The organism is Micromonospora sp. WMMD967, assembly GCF_029626165.1.
GTDB lineage: Bacteria > Actinomycetota > Actinomycetes > Mycobacteriales > Micromonosporaceae > Micromonospora > Micromonospora taraxaci.
Window position 1 is genome coordinate 4,317,924 of record NZ_JARUBK010000001.1, and the last position, 21,544, is coordinate 4,339,467.

Consider the following 21,544-nt stretch of genomic DNA (forward strand, 5'->3'; position numbering starts at 1 on the left):
CATCCCTGGAAAGGATCCGACCATGTGGCTTCCGACCACCGGACCGGCGGCGGACTTCGCCGCCGACTACCTGGCTCTGCACCGGGCGTTCTACGACCGCACCCTCGACCCGTCCGAGCTGGACGCCTGGCGTGCACGCCAACTGCGCACGGTGCTCGACCAGGTGTCCACCGGTTCGCCGTTCTACGCCCGTCACCTGGCCGACGTCGACCTGTCGACGATCACCCCGGCGACCCTCGACCGGCTGCCCTTCACCACGAAGACGCACCTGCGGCAGGAGATGCTCGACGTCCTCAGCCGGCCGCTGGCCGACGGGGTGTTCTTCTACGAGACGACAGGCACGACCGGTCGCGCGACGCCCTGCCCCCGCGACGGCCGGGAGGTGGTGGCCAGCAACGCCCACGTGACCGAGTCCTGGGCGTCGATCTTCCGCCACCACTTCCGTGACCACCCGCCCCGCATCGGGCTGATGGGCCCGACCGAGGTGCACTCCTTCGGCGACACCCTCGGCGACATCGCCCGCAACGTCGGTTCACTGAACGCGAAGATCTGGCCGTACTCACCGGTGATCGGGTTCGCGAAGGCGTTGCAGCTGATGAAGGACCTCGAGTTGGAGGTCGTCTGCTGCACGCCCGGCGTAGCGATGATGCTGGCCAAGGCCGCCGAGCACTACGGATACCGGCTGCGCGACGACTTCTCCGTCAAGCTCCTCTTCGTCACCGGTGAGATGTGCACCCCGGCGCTGGCCCGCAACCTGGAGTCCGTCTGGGGCGCGGACGTCTACAACATCCTGTACGGCTCGCAGGAGGCGTTCGTCATCGCCACCGCCTGCCGCAACAAGCGGATGCACCTCTCCCAGACCAACTACCTGATCGAGGTGGTCGACCCGGAGACCGGCACGTCGTACGGCTCCCGGGGCAGCGGAGAGCTCACCGTCACCATGCTCGTGGACGGGGTGAAGCCCCTGGTCCGCTACCGCACCGGCGACGCGGTGATCGTCGAGGCGTCGGACTGTGCCTGCGAGATGCCCGGCGACCTGGTGCAGATCGTGGGCCGCACCCTGGACCGCATCGAGCTGGGCGGTCGACGTCTCACCGCCGGGCAGATCGAGACGGCGGTCCTGACCGGGGTCACCGGCTCGGGCGGGTACCAGGTGGTGATCGACCACGACCCGGGCGCCGGCGGTGACCGGCTCACGGTCCGGCTGGAGCTGCTCAAGGACCTCACCGACGACCCCGCCGGGGTGGCCGACGGGGTCCGGGAGCGGGCCGCCGCCGCGCTCGGCGTACCCGTCGAGGTGGAGCTGACCGACGGGCTGGACCCGATCGTCAGCACCGGCGCGTTCGTCAGTTGGAAGGCCGCCCGGATCGTCGACCGGCGGGTCGAGGTGGACCACGAGACCAGGGTGGCGCAGCGGATGGCGGGCAACCGTGGCTACACCACCTGAGGCGGCCACGCACGGGTCGGTGCCGGCGCTGCCCGGCCCGCTCGCCGACGCGTACGGGCGGCGGTGGCGCAGTGTGATGGACCGGTGGGCGAGCCGGCCCGGCACCACGCTGGCCACCCTCGGCCCGGCCGGGACGTCCAGTCACCTGACGGCGGCGTTCCTCGCCGAGCGGCACGGGCTGCGCATCGAGTTGTCCGACACCTTCGACGCGGTGCTCGCCGCGCTGGTGGAGCGGCGCGTGGACCAGGCCCTCGTGCCGAGCGCCTACCAGGGGCTCACCCGCTTCCACTGGCACCGTGACCTGCGGCTGGACGCCTACTTCGCCCAGGCGACCCCGGAGTACGGCATCGCCGCCCCGCCGGACCGCGACCCGGACCCGGCCGACGGCCGGCTCACCGTGGCCGCCCTGTGGGAGGTCCGACGGATCTACCACGACCTCGCGCCGCCCGCGCTGCGGGAGCGCCAGGTGCGGTGGGTCGACGCGGACTCCACCCAGCACGCCGCCGAGATCCTCGCCGCCGGCGGCGCCGACCTCGCGGTGACCAACGCGCCCGGGGTGCACCGCCACGCGTTGCGGTGGGTGGCCCGCCGCCCGGGCGCCGAGATCGTGTGGACCCTGTTCGGCCGTCGCTGAGACCAGACATCGAGAGAACCGGAGTGACAGTCGTGTCCCGACGAACGTTGCTGCACCGCGCCACGGTCCAGGAAGGACTGGGGGTGGCCTCCCGACCGCACCACAGTGTGCTGCTCGACGGCGAGCGCATCGTCGCGGTGCTGCCCGAGGCGCAGGCCCCGCTGCACGACCCGGACGTGGACGTCCTCGACCTCGACGGTCGGACGGTCATGCCGGGGATGACGCTCGGCCACACCCACATCGCGTACCTGGACGTGCTCGACGGTCGGGAGATGCTGTTCAAGTACAGCATCCCGGAGGTCACCCTCGGCGCCGCCGCCAACGCCGCCGCGATGCTCCGGCTGGGCTACACCGCCTTCGTCGGCGCCGGCTCGGTGTCGGGCATCGACATGGCACTGCGTCGGGCGATCGACGCCGGGAAGCTGCCCGGCCCGCGGATCACGCCGTGCAGCAGGGACCTGATGGTGTCCGGCCCGCCGGAGCGCCGCAACCCGGGGGTCAAGCAACGCATCCCGAGCGACCTGATGCGGTTGGCCGACACCCCGGAGGAGCTGATCGAGTACGTCGACACCGAGGTCGCCCAGGGCGCGGAGATCATCAAGGTCTTCTCCACGGGTGACGACACCTTCCCCAACGGCCGGTCGCACGAGCTGCTGTTCACCGCCGAGGAGTTGGTGATCGCGGCCCGGGCCGCGCACGAGCGGGGCGTCCGGATCCGGGCGCACTCGCGCGGTCTGGGCGGCATCCGCAACGCCATCGCCGCCGGTGTCGACGTGATCGACCACGCCACGTACGCCGACGACGCCGCCCTGGAGGCCATCGCCGAGCGCGGCATCTTCGTGGTGCCGAGCCTGCACCAGCCGCACCGCCTGCTCACCGACGGCGTCCGGCACGGCAAGACCCCGGAGTACCTGGAGACGCTGGAGTTCGAGGCCGAGGTCGAGAACACCCTGCGCATCCTGCCGCTGATGGTGCGGATGGGCATCCCGATCGTGGCCGGTGACGACTTCGGGTTCGCCTGGACCCCGCACGGCCGCTACGCCGAGGAGCTGGAGACGTACGTGACGATTGCCGGCATTCCCGCGCCGGTGGTGCTGACCTGGGCCACGGCCAATGGAGCGCGGCTGGCCGGCCGGGGCGACGAGGCGGGCACCGTGCAGCCGGGGCGGCTCGCCGACCTGGTGATCACCGACGGGGACCCGGCCGAGGACATCACCGTCCTCGGTCGGCCGGAGGCGATCGAGATGGTGCTGCTCGGCGGTCGGGTGGTCGCCGGGGACGCCGCCCGGTACCGCTCCGGGCAGCCGGCGGGGGTGGCGTGATGCGTCGGGGCGTACCCGTCGTCGGGCTGCTCGCGGTCGGCGCCTTCGCCATCGGCACCGACACGTTCGTGGTCGCCGGTGTGCTCCCCGAGGTGGCCCGAAGTCTGCGGGTCAGCGTCGCCTCGGCCGGCTGGGTGAGCGCCGTCTTCGCCCTCGCGTACGCGGTCGCCGCACCGCTGCTCGGCACCCTGACCGGCCGGCTGGAACGGCGTACCGTGCTGGTGGTCTCTCTGGTCGGGTTCACGGTGGGCAACGTCGCCTCCGCGCTCGCCCCCGACCTGCCGTTGCTGCTGCTGGCCCGGGTCGTCACGGCGGTCAGCGCCGCGCTCTACGTTCCCGCGGCCACCGCGTCGGCGGCCGCCCTGGCCCCACCGGAGCGGCGTGCCCGGGCCATGGCGGTGGTGCTCGGCGGTCTCTCCGCGGCTACCGTCGCCGGTGTGCCGTTCGGCACCTGGCTCGCCGCCGACCTCCAGTGGCGGGCCACGTTCTGGCTGCTCGCGGCCGTCGGCGCGGCCTGCGCGGTCGCGGTGACCGTCGGCCTGCCGGCGCTGGCGCTGCCTCCCGGCCCGTCGCTGGCCGCCCGGCTCGCACCGGCCCGTGAGGGTCGCGTCGGCCTGGCGGTGCTCACCACCGCGTTGTTCATGACCGGCGGATACCTCGCGCTGACGTACGTCGGGGCGTTGCTCGCCCCGGCCACCGACGGCGACGGCACAGTGCTCGCGGTGCTGCTGCTGGTCTTCGGCGTGCCGGCGGTCGCCGGGACCGTGCTCGGCGGGCGGGCCACCGACCGGTGGGGTGGCGTGCCGGTGCTGCTGGTGTCGGTCGCCGGGCTCGCCCTGGTGCTGGTCACACTGCCGCTGACCAGGCAGGCGCTGCTACCGGCGGCGCTGGCCATGGCGGCCTGGGGCGTCACCGCGATGGCCACCCAGCCGGCTCAGCAGCACCGGCTCTTCACCGTCGCGCCGACCTCCGGGCCGTTGCTGCTCTCGCTCAACTCGTCGGCCACGTTCGTGGGCATCGCGCTCGGCGGTTTCCTCGGCAACCTGCTGCTGCGGCACGGTGGCGACAACGGCCTGGACCTGCTCGGGCCGGTCGGGGCGGCGCTCTGCGTGCTGGCGCTGGGCACCACGCTGCTCGGCGCGCGGACCCGCGCCGGCCGCGCCGACGGTCCGCCGCCGACCGCCGGATTGGCCACACCGGATCACCCCGGATTGGCCACACGCGGTGGTCGCCCCGCTGCGTACGGTCGGACCGACAATCGGACCCGAACCCTACGAGGATCACGATGACCCAGCTCAGCGACGGTGTGGACACCCTCACCGTGCGCATCGACGACCGGGTGCTGACCGCGGTGCCGGACTACGTGCTCGGCGTGATCGCCGTACCGGCGGTCGATGTCGCTCCGGCCCCTCCCGCCGTGTCGGCGCTTCTCACCGCCGCCGAGGACGCGCTGCACGCGGCCGGCCTGGACAAGGCGGGGGTGGCGGAGCTGCCGGGCATCGCCGCGTGGCGGGAGGCGTACCGGGCGGTGGGGGTGAACCCGAACCGGTTCCCCTGCGCCGCCGAGTCCATCGCCCGGCGGGTCGCCAAGGGCGACCGGCTGCCCCGGATCAACGCCCTGGTCGACCTCTGCAACGCGGTGTCGCTCGGCGCCGCCCTCCCGGTTGCCTCGTGCGCCGTCGACGGCCTCGCCGACCTCGTGGTCCGGCCGGCCGACGGCACCGAGACGTACCTGCCGCTCGGTGCTCCGGACGCCCCGGAGCAGCCCGAGCCGGGCGAGGTCGTCTACGCCGACACCGACGGGCGGGCCCACTCGCGGCGCTGGAACTGGCGACAGGGCCACCTGGTCCGCACCGACCTGGGCCGGCACCGGCTGCTGCTCACCGTCGAGTCGGCCCACCCCGGCGGCCGGGCGGACGTGGTGGACGCGCTCGGCCGGCTCGCCACCGTCCTCGACGGGTTGTCCGACGGCACCCGGCAGGAGGCGGTGCTCGACGGCGCGACGACCAGCGCCGTCCTGCGTACCGCGGGCCCGGTCGGCAGTGACAGTGGGAGCCGTTCGTGAACCGCGCGATCCTGGTGATCTACCGACCCGCGGCCGGCCGGTACGCGGCCCAGTTCCGCAGTGTCGTCACTGCCGCCGCCGAGCTGGGCGTGGCCACCGTCGCGCTGCTGCCGACCGGGCAGCCGGCCGCCGAGGCCGCCGGACTGCCCTGCTACTTCGCCGACCTCGACGACCGGGAAGCCGTTCGCGCCACGGTCACCACGATCGTCGCCGCGCACCCGGTGGAGCGCGTCTTCCCGCTCTTCGAGGGCGACGTGCTCACCGCCGCGCACTGCCGCCGCGACCACGGCATCCCGGGTCTCGACCCGGAGGAGGCGCTGACGTTCCGGGACAAGAACGTCATGCACCGTCGGGCCGTCGAGCTGGGCGTGCCGGTGGCCCGCTCGTGCCGACCCGAGACGGTCGGCGCGGTCGCCGAGTTCGCGGCCGAGGTGGGCTGGCCGGTGGTGATCAAGCCGTACGCCGGCTGGGCCTGCGGCGACACCCACCGGGTGGACTCCGCCGAGGACCTGGCCCGGGTGTGGCCGCTGGTCGCCGACGACCGGCACGACTACCGGGTGGAGGAGTACGTCCGGGGCGTCGAGTACCACGTCGACTCGCTGCTGCGCGACGGCGAGGTGGTCTTCGATCAGCTGTCCCGCTACACGTACTCGATCCTGGAGTTCCGCGACGAGCCCGGCGGCACGGTCTCCCGCAAGCACGACCTGACCCCGGCGGAGCGGCGCATCGTGGCCGCCAGCGCCACCGTGCTGCGTGGCTTCGGCATGCTGACCGGCGTGGCGCACGTGGAGTTCTTCCTCCGCGACGACGGCGGGCTGGTCTTCGGCGAGGCGGCCGCCCGGGCGGGTGGCGGCTCGATCGTCCCCGCCATCCAGGCCGGGCGGGGGATCAACCTGGCCGGCGAGTGGTGCCGCCTCGAACTGGACCCGGGGCACGTCCCGGCGGCGACCCTCGGCCCGGAGATCGGCACCGAATACCTGTGCTCCGACCGGTACGGGCGGATCACCGCGATCACCACGGCGGACGAGCTGCGAGGGCTCGACTCGGTGCTCGACGCTGACGTGTGGAAGAGCGTGGGGGACGTGCTCGCCGCGCCGACCGCGTCCAACGACGTCCTCGGCTGGTACGTCTGTGAGGGGCGCGACTTCGACGACGTGCGGGCACGGTTCAAGGTCATTCGGGACGCCTTCGAGGTGGTCACCGAGCCGGTCGGTGACGCGTGAGCTGGCTGGGCCGGTTCCAGGCGCTGCCGCGCCCGTTGCGGATGCTGGTCTACGCCTCCTTCATCAACCGGGCCGGCATGTTCGTCTTCCCGCTGCTCGCCGTCTACCTGGTGCAGAGCCGGCACCTCAGCACCGGCGAGGCGGGTGTGCTGATCTCGGTCGGCAGCACCGGCCTGCTCGCCGGCAGCCTGCTCAGCGGCCCGGTCTGCGGTCGAGCCGGCCGACGCGCCGCGCTGGTGACGAGCCTGCTGCTCAACGCGGTCGGCTACCTGGGTCTCGCAGTGCTCGACGGCCCCACCTGGACGTACGCGGTGCTGCTCTTCGTCGCGCTGGTCGGGATGGGGATGTTCGCCCCGGCGGCGAACACGCTGATCGCCGACCTGACCGCCCCCGAGCAGCGGCCGTTCGCGTACACGGTGAGCTACCTCGCCAACAACCTCGGCATGGGCGTCGGCCCGCTGCTCGGCGGGATCGCGGCGGCCTACTCCTACCAGCTGATGTTCGCCGGGAACATCCTGCTCGGGCTGGTCGCGGCGGCCACCATCTGGTTGTTCGTACCGGCGGACACCCGGCGCGTGCCGGTGACCTCGCCGACCGCGAGCACCCGGCGGGCCGGGCTGCTGCGGGACCTCGACGTGGCGGTGCTGGTGATCGTCTCGTTCTGTTACGTCGCACCGCTGATCGGCCTGGAATACACACTGCCGCTCGCGGTCACCACGGTGCTGCACTCGTCGGTGGCGGTCGTCGGGGCGGTCTACACGATCAACAGCGTGGTCGTGGTCAGCGCCAGTCTGCTCATCGAGAAGCGGATGAAGGCGTACTCGACGCGGACCCTGCTGGTCGTCGCGGGCCTGCTCTGGTCCACCGGCATGGCGGTGCTGGTGTTCGCGTTCTCGCTGCCCGCCGTGCTGCTGTCCACTGTGGTCTGGACGCTGGGGGAGATCATCGCCTCGGTGGTGGTGCCCACCTACATCGCCGACCACGTCGAGGAGCACCGGGTCAGCGGTTTCATGGCCCTGAACGGTTTCGTGCTCAGCTCCGCCCGCCTGGTAGTGCCGATGGGCCTCGGCTTCGTCTGGCAGACCGGTGGGCACCAGCCCGTCCTCCTCCTGCTCCTGCTGACCCCGGTGGTCGGCGTGGTCGCGTTCGCAGTGCTGCGGATGCGACCGGCTGCCCGGTCCGTGCCGTCACCTGCCGAGCCGGCCACCGCCAGTTCCTGACACCCACCCCTGGAAGAGGCCATGACCGCGACGAAGTTCGTGCTGCCCGAGAGCGACATCCCGACGACCTGGTACAACGTGGTCCCCGACCTGCCCAAGGGGCTCCCCCCGATGCTGCACCCCGGCACCCGGGAGCCCATCACCCCGGCCGACCTCGAACCGCTCTTCGCCACCGGCATGGTCGAGCAGGAGTTCTCCACCGAGCGGGACATCGACATTCCCGGGCCGGTGCTGGACATCTACCGGCAGTGGCGGCCCAGCCCGCTGGTCCGGGCCCGTCGGCTGGAGCAGGCCCTCGGCACCCCGGCCCGGATCTACTTCAAGTACGAGGGCGTCAGCCCGGCCGGCAGCCACAAGCCGAACACCGCCGTTCCGCAGGCGTACTACAGCAAGCAGGACGGCGTGCAACGGCTCACCACGGAGACCGGCGCCGGTCAGTGGGGCAGCTCGCTGTCGATGGCCTGTTCCTACTTCGGCCTCGACTGCGAGGTCTTCATGGTGCGGGTCAGCTACGACCAGAAGCCGTACCGGCGGGGCCTGATGGAAACCTTCGGGGCGTCGGTCACCGCGAGCCCGAGTGACCGCACCGGTGCGGGTCGGGCGGCGCTCGCCGCCGACCCGGGCTCCAGCGGCAGCCTCGGCCTGGCCATCTCCGAGGCGGTGGAGGCGGCGATGAGCAGCGGCGGCGCCGCCAAGTACGCCCTCGGCTCGGTGCTCAACCTGGTGCTGATGCACCAGACGATCATCGGCCAGGAGGCGTTGCTCCAGTTGGCGATGGCCGACGACTACCCGGACGTCGTGGTCGGCGCCGCCGGCGGCGGGTCCAACTTCGCCGGGCTGGCCCTGCCGTTCCTGCGCCGGCAGTGGGGCGGTGGTCCGACGGTGCGGTTCGTCGCGGCCGAGCCGGCCTCCTGCCCGTCGCTGACCAAGGGCAGCTACGACTACGACTTCGGCGACACCGCCGGGCTCACCCCGCTGGCCAAGATGCACACCCTGGGCCACGACTTCCACCCGCCGTCGATCCACGCCGGTGGGCTGCGCTACCACGGCATGGCGCCGATCGTGAGCGCGCTGCGGGAGATCGACCTGATCGAGGCCCGCGCGGTGCCGCAGACGGCCTGCTTCGAGGCCGGCGTGCTGTTCGCGCGCAGCGAGGGCATCGTGCCGGCGCCCGAGTCCACCCACGCGGTACGCGTGGCGGTGGACGAGGCGATCCAGTGCCGGGAGACGGGCGAGTCGAAGGCGATCGTCTTCTCCCTGTCCGGGCACGGTCACTTCGACATGCAGGCCTACATCGACTACTTCGCCGGGAAGCTGACGGACTGACCTCGCAGGGGGTGGGCGCGGTGCGGCGCCCACCCCGCGACGAGCACCGGGGGTGAAAGTGCACAGCGAAGCAGGGACCATCCTCGCCATCAACGGATCGGAACGGGTCGGCGGCAACACCGACCACGCCATCGCGTACGCGGGACGACTCATCGCCGAGCGGGGCGGCGTCCTGCGCACCATTCAATTACGTGAGCACCGGATCTCGCCGTGCAGCCCGTGCGGCGACTGCAACAGCCGCACAGTGCCCTGCCAGGTGGACGACGACGTCCCCGCCCTGGTGGAGCAGATGACACGTGCCGACGGGCTGATCTACGCGGCCCCGGTGCACGGCTTCGGTCTGGCCCACCTCATGCAGGTCTTCATCGAGCGCGCGGGCGTCGGCTACCTGCGTTTCACCCGTCCGTTGGCGGACAAGGTGGGCGGCATCATCGTCACCGGGCGACGGTACAGCGACTCGTCCGTGCACAACCAGATCGTCAACAACCTGCTGCTCAACCGGATGATCCTGGTGGGCAGCGGGTTCCCCGTCCTGCTGCGCAACACCACCGGCACTCCGGGCCTGCACGACGTCGAGGGCGTCGACGCGCTGGAGCGGATGGTGCACCGGATGCTCGACATGGTGCAGCTGCTCAAGCAGCACCAGCGCGTCGACGGCGATCCGGTCCTTCCGCGGCGGGACCGCAACGAACGCGTGCCGCGGCCCCGCCGCAACGATTCCGCCCCGACCAGAGGAGATATCGAGAATGTCCACTGAGCAGGTCGCCGCGCCGGTCGGCATCGACTTCCCGGCCACCGAGTGGGAGAGGTGGGACAAGCCGGGCGCCGAGGGACGCGTCAAGATCTCGTACGTCGGGGGGCAGCGGCTGCGCCTGCTGGAGTTGCCGCCCGGCTTCGACGAGCACCACTGGTGCCTGCGCGGTCACACCGGCTACGTCCTGCAGGGCGAGTTCACCATCCACTTCCGGGACCGGTCGGTGCCGTGCCGCCCCGGCATGGGGTTCGTGATCCCCGACGACGAGGAGCACCGGTCCCAGGGCAGCGACGCCGAGCCCACCGTCGTCTTCGTGGTCGACCAGGTTCCCCAGCCATGACCGACCAGCACTGGTTCGCGGCACCGGCCGGCTCCCCGCCGGCCGGTGCCGCCGCCGGCCCGACCCGGATCGCCGAGCTGCGCGGCGTCATCGACCACCTCGACCAGCGGATCATCGCCCTGCTGGCCGAGCGCACCCGGGTGGTGCAGGAGCTGACCGCGCACAAGACGGACGAGGCGACCGTCCGATCACCCGACCGCGTGCGGCAGGTGCTCGACCGGGTGTCCGACCTGGCCGTCGGCAACGGTATGCCGCCGGAGGTGGCGGTCGGCACCTACCGGGCCCTCATCGACGAGCTGACCCGGATGCAACTCGACATGCTGGCGGCCCGCCGCGCCGCCGCGTCGGCGGGGGAGGAGCGGTGAGCCGAACACCCGTCGACCTGCGGCACGCCCTGGCCACCCTCGATCCGCTCCCCGGTGAGCTGGTCCGCGTCGCCACCGAACTACCGGCCCGGTACGGCGTCTCCGCGCACTACGCCCGCTGGGCGGGTGCGCCCGCCGCCCCGCCCACCGGTGCCGGCCCGGCGGTGCTCTTCGACCGGGTACGCCCCGACCACGGTCCGACCCGAGCGGTGCTGATGGGCCTGTACGGCACCCGTCGGCGCGCGGCCGGGCTGCTCGGCTGCACACCGGCCGAGCTGCCGCATCGGCTGCTCGACGCGGTGGCCGCACCCCGCCCGCCGGTGCCCGCACACGACCCGTCCCGATGGCCCCGCGAGACGCTGCCGGTGGACCTGACCGCGCTGCCGGTGCCGGTCCTCACCGACGAGGACGCCGGGCCCTATCTGACCCTCGGCGCGGTGCTCGCCACCGACCCGGACACCGGGGTCCGCAACCTGTCCGTGCACCGGATGTGCGTCCAGGGTCCGGACTCGCTGACCATCTGGATGGTGCCCGGCCGGGACCTGGAGCTCGCGTACCAGGCCGCGCTGCGGCGGGGGAGTCCGTTGCCGGTGGCCGTCCACCTCGGCCTGTGCCCGGCGGTGCTGCTCTCCTCCTGTTGCCCGACGTCACTCGTGCCACCCGACCTCGACGAGCTGGCGGTGGCCGGCGCTCTCGCCGGGCAACCGGTGGAGTTGCTGCAGTGCCGCACCGTGGACACCGAGTTCATCGCGCACGCCGAGTACGTCATCGAGGGCGAGTTGCTGGCCGACCGGGCGCCGGAGAGCCGACACGGCACTGTCGCCACCCCGGAGTTCCTCGGCTACCAGGGCCGGGCGCATCCCGCGCTGCCGTTGATCCAGGTCACCGCGATCACCGCCCGGGAGAGCCCGATCCTGCAGGCCGTCTCCGGGCCCGGGCACGAGCAGTCGGTGCTGCTCGGCTTCGGGATGGAGGCCGCGGTGCTGGACGTGCTGCGCCGCAGGGGCACGCCGGCGCTGGCCGCGCACTGCCACACGGCGGGCGGCGGTCAGCTCATGGTGGTGTTGCAGTGGCCGGCGAAGCGGGGCCCGGAGGACGACCTCGCGGTACGCGCCGCCGCGGAGGCGGTGCTGGAGCGGTTCCGGATGGCCAAGCTGGTGCTGTGCGTGGACGACGACGTCGACATCGAGTCCGACCAGGACCTGTGGTGGGCGATGGTCACCCGTTTCCAGGCCGATCAGGACCTGCGCGTGTTGCCGGACCGGGAGGGCTTCCCGCTCGACCCGAGCCAGCACACCGGCTACTCGTCGTCGCTCTCGGCCGACGGGCGCACGGCGAAGGCGGTCTTCGACTGCACCGTCCCGTACGCCCAGCGGGCCCGGTTCGTCCGGCCCCGTTTCACCGAGCCGTCGATTCCCGCACCGCGGCGGCCAGCAGCGCCACACCCTCGGTGATCCGTGCGGTGGGCAGCGCCGCGTACCCGATCAGGAAGGTCGGTTCGGCAGGTGGTCGGGTGACGAAGTAGCCCGAGGCCGGGTAGATCCGGACGTCGCGCGCGGCGGCGGCGCGCACGATCGCCGCCTCGTCGGCGTCGGACGCGCCGCCCAGGGTCACCAGCACGTGCAGCCCGGCGGCCGTGCCGGAGATGCGCACACCCGCGCCGAAGTGTTCGTAGAGCGCCTCCAGCAGCCGGGCACGTCGCTGCCGGTAGAGGCGGTCCATCCGGCCGATGTGCCGGGCGTACGCCCCGGAGGAGATGAACTCGGCCAGTGCCTCCTGGGTCAGCGTCGGGGTCAGCCGGTCGGTGATCCACTTGACGCCGAGGAACGGCCGGACGAGGTGCTGTGGCAGCACCGCGTACCCGATGCGCAGCGACGGGAAGAGCGTCTTGCTGAAGCTGCCGACGTAGACCACGTCCGCGTCCTGCGGGTCGGCGGCCAGCGACGGGAGCCGCTCCTCGGCGAACGTGAACTCGTTGTGGTAGTCGTCCTCCAGCACCGTGGCGGAGTGTTCACGGGCCCAGCGCAGCAGCGCTCGTCGCCGCCGCTCGGACATGATGAACCCGGTCGGGAACTGGTGCGACGGGGTCACGTAGATCAGTCGTACCCGGGACGGGTCGTGGCCGTGCGCGCGGACCTGGCTTTCGATCTCGTCGACCCGCAGGCCCTCCTCGTCGACGCCGACCGGCACCACGGCGGCCCGCGAGTAGCCGAAGATCTGCCGCAGCACGGTGTGGCTCGGGTCCTCGATGACCACCACGTCGTCCGGGCCGACGAGCAGCCGGACCAGGATGTCCATCGCCTGGGTGGCGCCGCTGGTCACCACCGTGTGTTCGCGGTTGGCGTCGAGGGCGCGGCTGCGGCGCAGCAGGGCGCTGATCTGGGTACGCAACGACGAGGCGCCCTCGGCCGGGCCGTAGCCCAGCGCCACCGCGTCGGCCTGACTGACCGCCTCGGCGAGCGACTGCCGCCACCGGGTCACCGGAAAGCTGGCCAGCGCCGGGGTGCCGTGCCGGAAGTCGTACGCGCCGTCCGGCCGGTGCATCGGCGCTGGTTCCCAGGGCTTCCACAGCGGGCTACCGGCGTCGGTGGGCAGCGGGGGCTCGGGCCACAGTGGCGGGCGGGCGGCGCGTTGGGCCGGTGGCGGGGTGTCGGTCAGCGCGCCGCTGACCCGGGTGCCGGATCCCCGCCGTGAGGTGAGCACCCCGTTGGCCCGCAGCAGTTCGTACGCCCTGGTCACCACGGTCCGGGAGACCCGGAGCTGGTGGGCCAGCTCACGGCTCGGCGGCACCGGATCGCCGGGGCGCAGTCGACCGGTGCGCACGGACCCGCTGATCTGGTCGCAGAGCTGTTGTTGCAACGGAATCGAACTGTCGCGGTCCAGTGCGACGAGAAGCTCAGACGAACCCACCTGCGCACGCACCCCCCCGGATCGACGCTGGTTCCGAGTCTAGTCGCGTAGGTGGGTGTCGTTCGCGGACACTGCGGGAAGGGTGGACCGGTCTTGGTGCTCTCGCAGACTCGCACCCGGTCCCACAGGTCGTACCGCCCTCACTGGTCGCGGCAACCGACCTCGTCGCCGATCTCGTTCGGGATGCCGAACGGGCTGCATTCGATCGCGCTGCCTTCGCCCAGCTTCTTCCACGTGCCGTTGGCGTACTCGAAGACCAGCACGCCGTCGCCCTGCATGCTCGGGTCGACGGCGCGCACACCGGCCGTCGCCCACCGACGTGCGCAGTTGATCTGGTCCGGGTTGATCCGGTGGCTGTCGCCGAGCCCCGACACCCGTTGAAGGGTGGCCGCGCTGACCGGACAGGCGGCAGGGGTGGCGTCGGGTGACGCGGGTGCCGTGCGGGTCGGCGACGTGTCCGGGGAGGCGGACGTCGCGTCGGGTGCGGGCGACGTGGTGCCGGCCCCGGCCTCGGGCTTGGACGAGGGGGTCGTGCAGGCCGCGAGGCCCACCAGTACGGCGACGGGCACGAGAGCGCGTAGCGGTGTCGAAGTCATCGGATCCTCCGGTCCAACCTGGAAGTGTTTCCCGCTAGACGCCCGTCGACCCGTCGAGGTTGCGGCCGGCCGGGAGGTCGGGAATCCGTTCGACGGACGGTACATCCGATGTATGGGCACCTACCTGGTCGCTCGACGGTGTCCGGTCGGGGATCCGTCCGTGTCAGAAAGTGCCGGGTCGATGCCGTCTCCCTGTCGGCGGCGCTCCGCGGGACGGGTCAGAGGGCGGATTCCCATCATCTATCGACCATTGCCGATTCGGTTGCGTCGGAGTAACCTTCGCGAAACACATCAGATGTCTGGCTGTCTCCGGGGCTGATCTCGGCCGGTCACTGCGGTCCGTGGTCGATGTCGGCAAGCGGATCCCGACGACGGCTCTCATGGTTGTCCCGCTTCGGGTGGCCGGATCGGTCACCGTTTGGAGGATCGATGTCCGACCTGACTCGACGGCAAGCCATCAAGATCGGCGCGGCCGGTGCGGGCGGCGCTCTCCTGCCGCTGCCCTGGACCGCCGCGGCCCAGGCGGACGCGGTGGCGCCGCCGCAGGTGCTGGCCGCCGGGGACCTCGCCCTCTGGTACGACGAGGGGGCCGGCACCGACTGGCTCCGGGCGCTACCGATCGGCAACGGCCGACTCGGCGCCATGGTCTTCGGCAACGTCGACACGGAACGGCTCCAACTCAACGAGGACACCGTCTGGGCCGGCGGCCCGCACGACCCGAGCAACCCCCGGGGTGCCGGTTCACTGGGGGAGATCCGGCGTCTGGTCAACGCCAACCAGTGGACCCAGGCCCAGGACCTGATCAACCAGACCATGATGGGCAACCCCGGCGGCCAACTGGCCTACCAGACCGTCGGCAACCTGCGGCTCGCCTTCGGGTCGGCCAGCGGGGCGTCGCAGTACGACCGCACGTTGGACCTCACCACCGCCACCGTCACCACGTCGTACGTGCTCAACGGCGTCCGGCACCAGCGGGAGGTGTTCGCCAGCGCGCCGGACCAGGTCATCGCGATGCGGCTCACCGCCGACCGGAGCAACTCGATCAGCTTCACCGCCACCTTCGACAGCCCGCAGCGCACGTCGGTGTCCAGCCCGGACGGCGCCACGATCGGCCTCGACGGCGTCTCCGGCAACCAGGAGGGCGTCACCGGCCAGGTCCGCTTCCTCGCCCTGGCCAACGCCACCGTCACCGGCGGCAGCGTGTCCAGCTCGGGCGGCACCCTGCGGGTCACCAACGCCACGAGCGTGGTCCTGCTGATCTCCATCGGCTCCAGCTACGTCAACTACCGCAACGTCGGCGGCGACTACGGGGGCATCGCCCGGCAGCGCCTCAGTGCCGCCCGGGCCACCAGCTTCGACTCGCTGCGCAGCAGGCACGTGGCCGACTACCAGGCGCTCTTCAACCGGGTCACGCTGGACCTGGGCCGCACCTCGGCCGCGAACCAGACGACCGACGTGCGGATCGCCCAGCACAACAGCGTCAACGACCCGCAGTTCTCCGCGCTGCTGTTCCAGTTCGGCCGGTACCTGCTGATCTCGTCCTCGCGCCCCGGCACGCAGCCCGCCAACCTGCAGGGCATCTGGAACGACTCGCTGACCCCCTCGTGGGACTCGAAGTACACGATCAACGCGAACCTGCCGATGAACTACTGGCCGGCCAACACGACGAACCTGGCCGAGTGCCACAACCCGGTGTTCGACATGGTCCGGGAGCTCTCCGTCGCCGGTGCTCGTACCGCCCAGGTGCAGTACAACGCGGGTGGCTGGGTCACCCACCACAACACCGACGCGTGGCGGGCCACGGCCGTGGTGGACGGCGCGTTCTGGGGGATGTGGCAGACCGGTGGCGCGTGGCTGTCGGTGTTGATCTGGGACCACTACCTGTTCAACGGCGACATCGAGTTCCTGCGGACGAACTATCCGGCCATGAAGGGCGCCGCGCAGTTCTTCCTGGACACCCTGGTGACCGAGCCGACCCTCGGCTACCTGGTGACCAACCCGTCGAACTCGCCGGAGCTCAGCCACCACTCGAACGCCAGCGTGTGCGCCGGCCCCACCATGGACAACCAGATCCTGCGGGACCTCTTCGACGGCGTCGCCCGTGCGAGCGAGGTCCTCAACGTGGACAGCACCTTCCGGGCGCAGGTCCGGGCCACCCGCGACCGGCTCCCTCCGATGAAGGTCGGCTCGCGCGGCAACATCATGGAGTGGCTCTACGACTGGGTGGAGACCGAGCCCAACCACCGACACATCTCCCACCTGTACGGGTTGGCCCCCAGCAACCAGATCACCAAGCGCGGCACCCCGCAGCTGTTCGAGGCGGCCCGCCGGACCCTGGCCCTGCGCGGCGACGACGGGACCGGCTGGTCGCTGGCCTGGAAAATCAACTTCTGGGCACGGATGGAGGAGGGCAAGCGGGCCCACGACCTCATCCGCTACCTCGCCACCACCGCCCGGCTCGCGCCGAACATGTTCGACCTGCACCCCCCGTTCCAGATCGACGGCAACTTCGGCGCGACGGCGGGCATCGCCGAGATGCTGCTGCAGAGCCACGCCGGTGAGTTGCACATCCTGCCCGCGCTGCCGCCGGCGTGGCCGGCCGGGAAGGTGACCGGCCTGCGGGGTCGCGGCGGGCACACTGTCGGCATCACCTGGGGCAACGGTCAGGCCACCGAGGTGCTCGTCCGGCCGGACCGCGCCGGCACGGTCCGCCTGCGCGCCCGCATCCTCACCGGCACCGTCACGGTTGTCGACACCGCCGACGGTTCGGCGCCCCGGGTGACCCGGATCGAGTCCGACCTGATCGAGGTCGCCGTCCAGGCCGGGCGTACCTACCGGGTCACCAGCACGGGCGTCGCCACCCCGACGCTCGAGCAGAGCTTCACCAACGCCGGCATCACCAACGACAGCAACACCAACGTCGGAAACTTCGACGGTAACGGGGCAAGCCTGTCCGCGCAGGCACTGGCCTCGGCCGGAGCCAGCCCGGGCGCCACGATCAGCCGCAACGGGGTGAACTTCCGCTGGCCGAACGTCAGCCCCGGCACCGCCGACAACGCCGTCGCCTCGGGCCAGACCATCGGCATCAGCGGCACCGGCAGCACGCTCGGCTTCCTGCTGACCGGCACCTACGGCGCGGTGTCCGGGACAGGCACCGTCGTGTACGCCGACGGCACCCGCCAGACGTTCACGCTGAGCTCGCCCGACTGGTACGGCGGGCCCCACTCCGGGGGCACCGCCGCCGTCGTGTCCGCGTACCAGAACCGGCCCAACAACGGCCGTCAGGCCACGGCCGCCTGCATCTACTACGTGGGTGTGTCGTTGCAGAGCAAGGCGGTGGCCCAGGTGGTCCTGCCCAACATCAGCGCGCGGCCTGCGGCCAACGTGCCGACCATGCACGTCTTCGCCATCGCGATCGGCGGCTGACGGCAACGATTCCTGCTTGGGGGAGCACGACCGGGCCCGTCCCACCTGGGGACGGGCCCGGTCGCGTTCGGCGTTCGGCGGTGACCGTCGGTCACCTTCCTCGGGTCGGATTCGGTGATGAGCGGTATACCTCAGAGGTATAAGTATGACTCTGAGGTATACCGCTCATCAGCACATCGACCTGCCGGGCCAGCCGAAGCGCACCCTGGAGTGGGGCTTACTCGGCCTATTCGCCTAGCTGATGCGTTCCCCGCGGCTCTCGATCCGGAAGTGGTCGACGGCGACGTTCAGGTCGGTGGAGGTGCCGGCCCGGTTGAAGGCCAGCACTCCGGCCTTCGTCGGCTCGGCGTTCAACGTCTGGGAGCCGATGTAGCGGTAGACGCTCCCGTCGGTGGAGTAGTAGGCGCGGTAGCGGTCCCCGGTCTTGGTCAGCCGGAGCCAGATGGCCCCGTCCGCCCCGACGATGCGCTGGGCGTCCGCCCCGGTGATCTCCACTGTCGACGTCACGCCGTTCTGCTCGCGCAGGAGGACGACCCGGGCCTTGTGGACCGGTGCGCCGGCGTTGGCCATCTCCCAGGCGAGCTTGACGTAGTTGTCGTCGTCCGCGTACGCGAGGACGCCGCCCTGCTCGTTGTTGGCGGCGAGTGGCCGGGAGAAGACGATCCTGGAGTCGGCCGTCCAGTCCCCGTCGACGTCCTGGAGCGCCAGGTTCCGTGCGGTGTTGACGCTGCCTTGCAGGTCACCCTGCTGGGCGGTGACGACCAGCGACCCGTCGGCCAGGCGCCACCTGCTGTCGTCCTTCCGGACCCACTGCCACTGCGGGCCGAGCTGCGTCGAGTCGAACTCGTCGCTGCCGGTGAGGGTGGTGTTCAGGTCCACCACGTAGACCGACGACGCGCGGCCGTTGGTGACGGTGACCCGTGCCTGCCCGGTGGCGCTGTCCGCCTGCGCGACCACGACCGAGGCGGCGGGGTCGGCGGCACGTGCCGCGACGGTCGGCACGGTCGTGGTGCCGGCCGGCGTGAGGACGTTGTAGTGCCGCACCGCCGGTGCGAAGGACGCCAAGGGCTCGTCGTCGACGCGCAGGCTCGCGAGCGTCGTGTCGGGCACCAGGTTGAAGACGTAGTTCTTCACCAGCGGCCCGAAGAAGCCCCTGGTGGTGACCTTGACGACCGCCTGACCGGGTACGCCGGCCGCCTGCGAGACGATCTCGGAGCGGGCCTTCCGGTCGGCGGTCCGCACCTTCGTGATGGTCGGCGATGCCCCGGCCGGGACTCCGATGGTGTACGCGTTCTCCGACAGGTTGAAGCCGCCGAACTCCTTCCCGCCCACCACGATCGTCGCGGACAGCGGCGCGTCGTCCACCGGGATGTCCCGCCCGCTGAACTCCTTCCAGTAGTTCACCGAGGTGTCCCGCCAGTCGGCGGCGTCCGCCTCGTGGACGGCCAGCTTGGCGCGTACCTCCGCGAACCGGCGGGCGTCGATGTCGGGCTGGAGCGTCTCCCAGGTCTCCCGCATCCAGGTCACGTACTGCACACCCATCTGGTAGCGGTAGACCAGCTCGTCCCAGAACGTCCGGCCGCTGTCCATCCGGTGACCCCAGGGCACGTGGTGGAACCACATGAGCAGGTTTTCCGGGACCGAGTCGATGTTCCCGTAGCGCTGCTGCAACCGGGGGAAGTACTGGGCGGCCAGGTTGCTGCCGGTGGGGGAGCGGTCGAAGCCCAGACCGACGCTGTCGGCCTTGTTGTAGTAGATCGGGCTCCAGTCGTCGCGGCCCGCCCAGTCGGCGGGGTCGGGGCGGTAGTGGGCGCCCTCGGCGAACTGGTGGCCGATGCCCAGCGGCGTCTGGTAGCTGACCAGCGACTCCCACGAACCCATCATCATCGCCCGGATGGTGTCGACGACCCGCCGGTCGTTGCTCCAGGTCATCCGGACCCAGTCGGTGGCGATGTCCGTCGAGTCGAGTGTCCAGTCCCACGCCTGACGGCCGAAGGCGAAGAGGTTCGCCTGGGAGAAGTGGTGCCCGGTCAGGTTGTCGGCGTTGCCGAGGTTCGCGACACCGACGATGGCCGTGTCCGAGTGGTGCTGGGCGGTCCCGTCGACGACGTCGCCGACCAGCCGCTCGCGCAGCAGCTTGCCGTTGGCGTCGGTGGCGTACGTGTCGGTCTTGAGGATCTCCTCGTACATCGGGCCGAGGTAGCTGAGCATCCAGTTCTGACCCGTGTACTCCTGCGTGATCTGGAGTTCCAGGGCCTGGTTGGTGTTCTCCATCCGGCCGAACATCGGGTGGATGGGCTCCCGGGCCTGGAAGTCCAGCGGCCCGTTCTTGGTCTGGAGGAACACGTTGTCGCGGAAGCGTCCCCGGGTGCCGTCCGGTTGGACCTCGTCGTCGATCGGCCCGAACTCCAGGTAGGCCCGCTTGAGCCGGTCGTTGTCGACCTCGGCGTTGTAGACGAAGGTCCGCCAGTGGACTGTCATACCGAGCGGCGCCACTGCGGCGGCGATGGCGTTGGCGCCGTCGCCGTGGTCGTACCCGAAGTCCTGTGGCCCCGGCTGGCCCTCCGAGTTGGCCTTCACGGTGAAGCCCATGAAGTCCGGGATGGCGGTCTTGATCTGTTGGGCCCTGCGGTTCCACCAGCCCCGGAAGTCGGCGCCGTAGGGGTCGAGTTGGCTGTTGGTGAGCGTGTCCGGCGCGAATCGGCTGTCCGTCGGCGCGGTGTAGCGGATCGAGAGGCCCAGCTTGATGCCGTACGGACGCAGCGCGTCGGCCAGCGCCGCCTCCTGCGCGATCCGGGCACTGGTCAGGTACGCGTTGTCGGCGTTGACGTTGTTGATGGTGATGCCGTTGATGCCGAGAGACGCCAACGCCCGTGCCACCACGATGTAGCGGTCCAGGATGACGGGCAGGTTCCGGCCGGCGCTCGCCCCGGTCGCCGCGAAGTTGAAGATCGCCCCGGTCTCCCCGTTCAGTCCGCCCAGCCCGGAGGCGTTGTTGCCGGCGTACAGGCGCTCGGTCTCCCAGTTGTTCAGCAGCCGGTGCTTGATCTTCGGTGACTCGGCGACGCGGAGGCGGTCGATGGGTTTCTGCGTCTGCAGGAGTCGCAGGAAGGCGTAGGTGCCGTACAACGCGCCGAGGTCGGTGTTGCCGGCGATGACGGTGAACCGCGCCTTCCCGCTCGTCACCGAGCGGACGAGATAACCCTCGTCGCCGACCTCGGCGATGTCCCGCGCCGGGACGGCACGGCTCACCAACGGCGAACTCGTCGGCGTGCCGACGATCACGGCGCCGTCCGGTACGCGGTGACCGTCGACGGTCGTCACGGGAGCCGGTTGGCCGAGCAGCCCGCCCAGCCCGCGTACCAGCTCGTCCCGAGCCGCTCCCAGCGTGGTCTCGGCCAACTTCTCAGCGGACCCGGGGGCCATGGCGAGGTCCGGCGTGTGCCGGTGGACCTTCGTGGCGTCGGCGTTCTCGACCACGATCCCGGTGACCGTGCGGCGGTAGTCGCGCAGCACCTTCTGGTCGCTGACCGGCACGTACCGCAGCCACAGGTCGGAGCCGCTGTAGTCGTCCGGTGGCGGGGCCGCGGCAACGGGTGTCGTGGCGACCGTCAGGGTGGCCGCGACCGTGGCGAGCACCGTTCCCAGCACGATGAGGGTTCGCCGTAGCCTGGGCGTCGAGCCTCGGATCATCGCCATCTCCTCGTTCGTCCACTCGGGATGCCGTGCGGCCCGGCGTGCGAGCACGACGACGTCGACAGATTGCTACGTGTCGATGCTGTGTGGCGCGGCGGCGCCGCGGCAACGAGTTGTCGTTTCTTGTCGCGGCCCGCAGCCTCGGGGCGATCGGGTCTATCGAACGGCACAACGCGGAGCCAGGGCCGCCCCGTTCGAATCGAGTAGCGTCGCCGGCCCC

General features: G+C 71.4%; 16 protein-coding genes. 13 read left to right on the forward strand and 3 right to left on the reverse strand.

Annotated elements, in window-relative coordinates:
- Window positions 1-22 precede the first annotated feature (22 nt).
- Genes O7631_RS19350 through O7631_RS19405 form a run of 12 tightly spaced genes read left to right on the forward strand, consistent with a single transcriptional unit; the run spans window position 23 to window position 12,150 of the window.
- The gene (locus tag O7631_RS19350; protein WP_278145500.1) at window positions 23-1,447 is read left to right on the forward strand and encodes a phenylacetate--CoA ligase family protein; all 1,425 of its coding nucleotides are present in this window, start codon (window positions 23-25) and stop codon (window positions 1,445-1,447) included.
- Window positions 1,431-2,081 carry a prephenate dehydratase gene (locus tag O7631_RS19355; protein WP_278145501.1) on the forward strand — a complete coding sequence of 217 codons (651 nt, stop codon included), beginning with the start codon at window positions 1,431-1,433 and terminating at the stop codon, window positions 2,079-2,081. Before O7631_RS19350 ends, O7631_RS19355 begins: the two co-directional genes overlap by 17 nt.
- Before the next feature lie 32 nt (window positions 2,082-2,113).
- Window positions 2,114-3,403: an amidohydrolase family protein gene (locus O7631_RS19360; protein WP_278145502.1), complete on the forward strand. Its 1,290-nt coding sequence runs from the start codon at window positions 2,114-2,116 to the stop codon at window positions 3,401-3,403.
- Window positions 3,403-4,692: an MFS transporter gene (locus O7631_RS19365; RefSeq protein ID WP_278145503.1), complete on the forward strand. Its 1,290-nt coding sequence runs from the start codon at window positions 3,403-3,405 to the stop codon at window positions 4,690-4,692. The genes O7631_RS19360 and O7631_RS19365 overlap by 1 nt, the downstream gene beginning before the upstream one ends.
- Complete coding sequence (locus O7631_RS19370; RefSeq protein ID WP_278145504.1) at window positions 4,689-5,468, forward strand: phenylalanine--tRNA ligase beta subunit-related protein; 780 nt, start codon at window positions 4,689-4,691, stop codon at window positions 5,466-5,468. Before O7631_RS19365 ends, O7631_RS19370 begins: the two co-directional genes overlap by 4 nt.
- Window positions 5,465-6,691 carry an ATP-grasp domain-containing protein gene (locus O7631_RS19375; RefSeq protein ID WP_278145505.1) on the forward strand — a complete coding sequence of 409 codons (1,227 nt, stop codon included), beginning with the start codon at window positions 5,465-5,467 and terminating at the stop codon, window positions 6,689-6,691. Before O7631_RS19370 ends, O7631_RS19375 begins: the two co-directional genes overlap by 4 nt.
- On the forward strand, window positions 6,688-7,911 hold the full coding sequence (locus O7631_RS19380) for an MFS transporter (RefSeq protein ID WP_278145506.1): 1,224 nt from the start codon (window positions 6,688-6,690) through the stop codon (window positions 7,909-7,911). The genes O7631_RS19375 and O7631_RS19380 overlap by 4 nt, the downstream gene beginning before the upstream one ends.
- Window positions 7,912-7,932: 21 nt before the next feature.
- Window positions 7,933-9,237: a TrpB-like pyridoxal phosphate-dependent enzyme gene (locus O7631_RS19385; RefSeq protein ID WP_278145507.1), complete on the forward strand. Its 1,305-nt coding sequence runs from the start codon at window positions 7,933-7,935 to the stop codon at window positions 9,235-9,237.
- A 58-nt stretch (window positions 9,238-9,295) separates the two neighbouring features.
- The gene (locus O7631_RS19390; protein ID WP_278145508.1) at window positions 9,296-9,994 is read left to right on the forward strand and encodes a flavodoxin family protein; all 699 of its coding nucleotides are present in this window, start codon (window positions 9,296-9,298) and stop codon (window positions 9,992-9,994) included.
- A complete protein-coding gene (locus O7631_RS19395; RefSeq protein ID WP_145783082.1) occupies window positions 9,984-10,331 on the forward strand; it encodes a cupin domain-containing protein in 348 nt (115 codons plus the stop codon). The genes O7631_RS19390 and O7631_RS19395 overlap by 11 nt, the downstream gene beginning before the upstream one ends.
- Window positions 10,328-10,696, forward strand: a complete 369-nt coding sequence (locus O7631_RS19400; RefSeq protein ID WP_278145509.1) for a chorismate mutase — start codon at window positions 10,328-10,330, stop codon at window positions 10,694-10,696. Before O7631_RS19395 ends, O7631_RS19400 begins: the two co-directional genes overlap by 4 nt.
- Window positions 10,693-12,150: a UbiD family decarboxylase gene (locus O7631_RS19405; RefSeq protein ID WP_278145510.1), complete on the forward strand. Its 1,458-nt coding sequence runs from the start codon at window positions 10,693-10,695 to the stop codon at window positions 12,148-12,150. Before O7631_RS19400 ends, O7631_RS19405 begins: the two co-directional genes overlap by 4 nt.
- Here O7631_RS19405 and O7631_RS19410 read toward each other — a convergent pair.
- Entirely contained in the window at window positions 12,095-13,606 is a 1,512-nt protein-coding gene (locus O7631_RS19410; protein WP_278145511.1) for a PLP-dependent aminotransferase family protein, read from the reverse strand. The genes O7631_RS19405 and O7631_RS19410 overlap by 56 nt on opposite strands.
- Before the next feature lie 140 nt (window positions 13,607-13,746).
- On the reverse strand, window positions 13,747-14,202 hold the full coding sequence (locus O7631_RS19415) for a hypothetical protein (RefSeq protein WP_278145512.1): 456 nt from the start codon (window positions 14,200-14,202) through the stop codon (window positions 13,747-13,749).
- 429 nt (window positions 14,203-14,631) lie between these two features.
- Here O7631_RS19415 and O7631_RS19420 point away from each other — a divergent pair, with 429 nt between their 5' ends.
- Window positions 14,632-17,628 carry a glycoside hydrolase family 95 protein gene (locus O7631_RS19420; protein ID WP_278145513.1) on the forward strand — a complete coding sequence of 999 codons (2,997 nt, stop codon included), beginning with the start codon at window positions 14,632-14,634 and terminating at the stop codon, window positions 17,626-17,628.
- A gap of 234 nt (window positions 17,629-17,862) precedes the next feature.
- Here the strand turns inward: O7631_RS19420 and O7631_RS19425 are convergent, their stop codons facing one another.
- Window positions 17,863-21,321 carry an alpha-glucuronidase family glycosyl hydrolase gene (locus tag O7631_RS19425; RefSeq protein ID WP_278145514.1) on the reverse strand — a complete coding sequence of 1,153 codons (3,459 nt, stop codon included), beginning with the start codon at window positions 21,319-21,321 and terminating at the stop codon, window positions 17,863-17,865.
- Window positions 21,322-21,544: the final 223 nt, after the last annotated feature.

Excerpts from the sequence above, each read along its gene's own strand:
- O7631_RS19350 (WP_278145500.1), top strand. The coding sequence starts at position 23 with ATGTGGCTTCCGACCACCGGACCGGCGGCGGACTTCGCCGCCGACTAC.
- O7631_RS19365 (WP_278145503.1), top strand. The coding sequence starts at position 3,403 with ATGCGTCGGGGCGTACCCGTCGTCGGGCTGCTCGCGGTCGGCGCCTTC.
- O7631_RS19370 (WP_278145504.1), top strand. The coding sequence starts at position 4,689 with ATGACCCAGCTCAGCGACGGTGTGGACACCCTCACCGTGCGCATCGAC.
- O7631_RS19385 (WP_278145507.1), top strand. The coding sequence starts at position 7,933 with ATGACCGCGACGAAGTTCGTGCTGCCCGAGAGCGACATCCCGACGACC.
- O7631_RS19395 (WP_145783082.1), top strand. The coding sequence starts at position 9,984 with ATGTCCACTGAGCAGGTCGCCGCGCCGGTCGGCATCGACTTCCCGGCC.
- O7631_RS19400 (WP_278145509.1), top strand. The coding sequence starts at position 10,328 with ATGACCGACCAGCACTGGTTCGCGGCACCGGCCGGCTCCCCGCCGGCC.
- O7631_RS19415 (WP_278145512.1), bottom strand. The coding sequence starts at position 14,202 with ATGACTTCGACACCGCTACGCGCTCTCGTGCCCGTCGCCGTACTGGTG.
- O7631_RS19420 (WP_278145513.1), top strand. The coding sequence starts at position 14,632 with ATGTCCGACCTGACTCGACGGCAAGCCATCAAGATCGGCGCGGCCGGT.
- O7631_RS19425 (WP_278145514.1), bottom strand. The coding sequence starts at position 21,321 with ATGATCCGAGGCTCGACGCCCAGGCTACGGCGAACCCTCATCGTGCTG.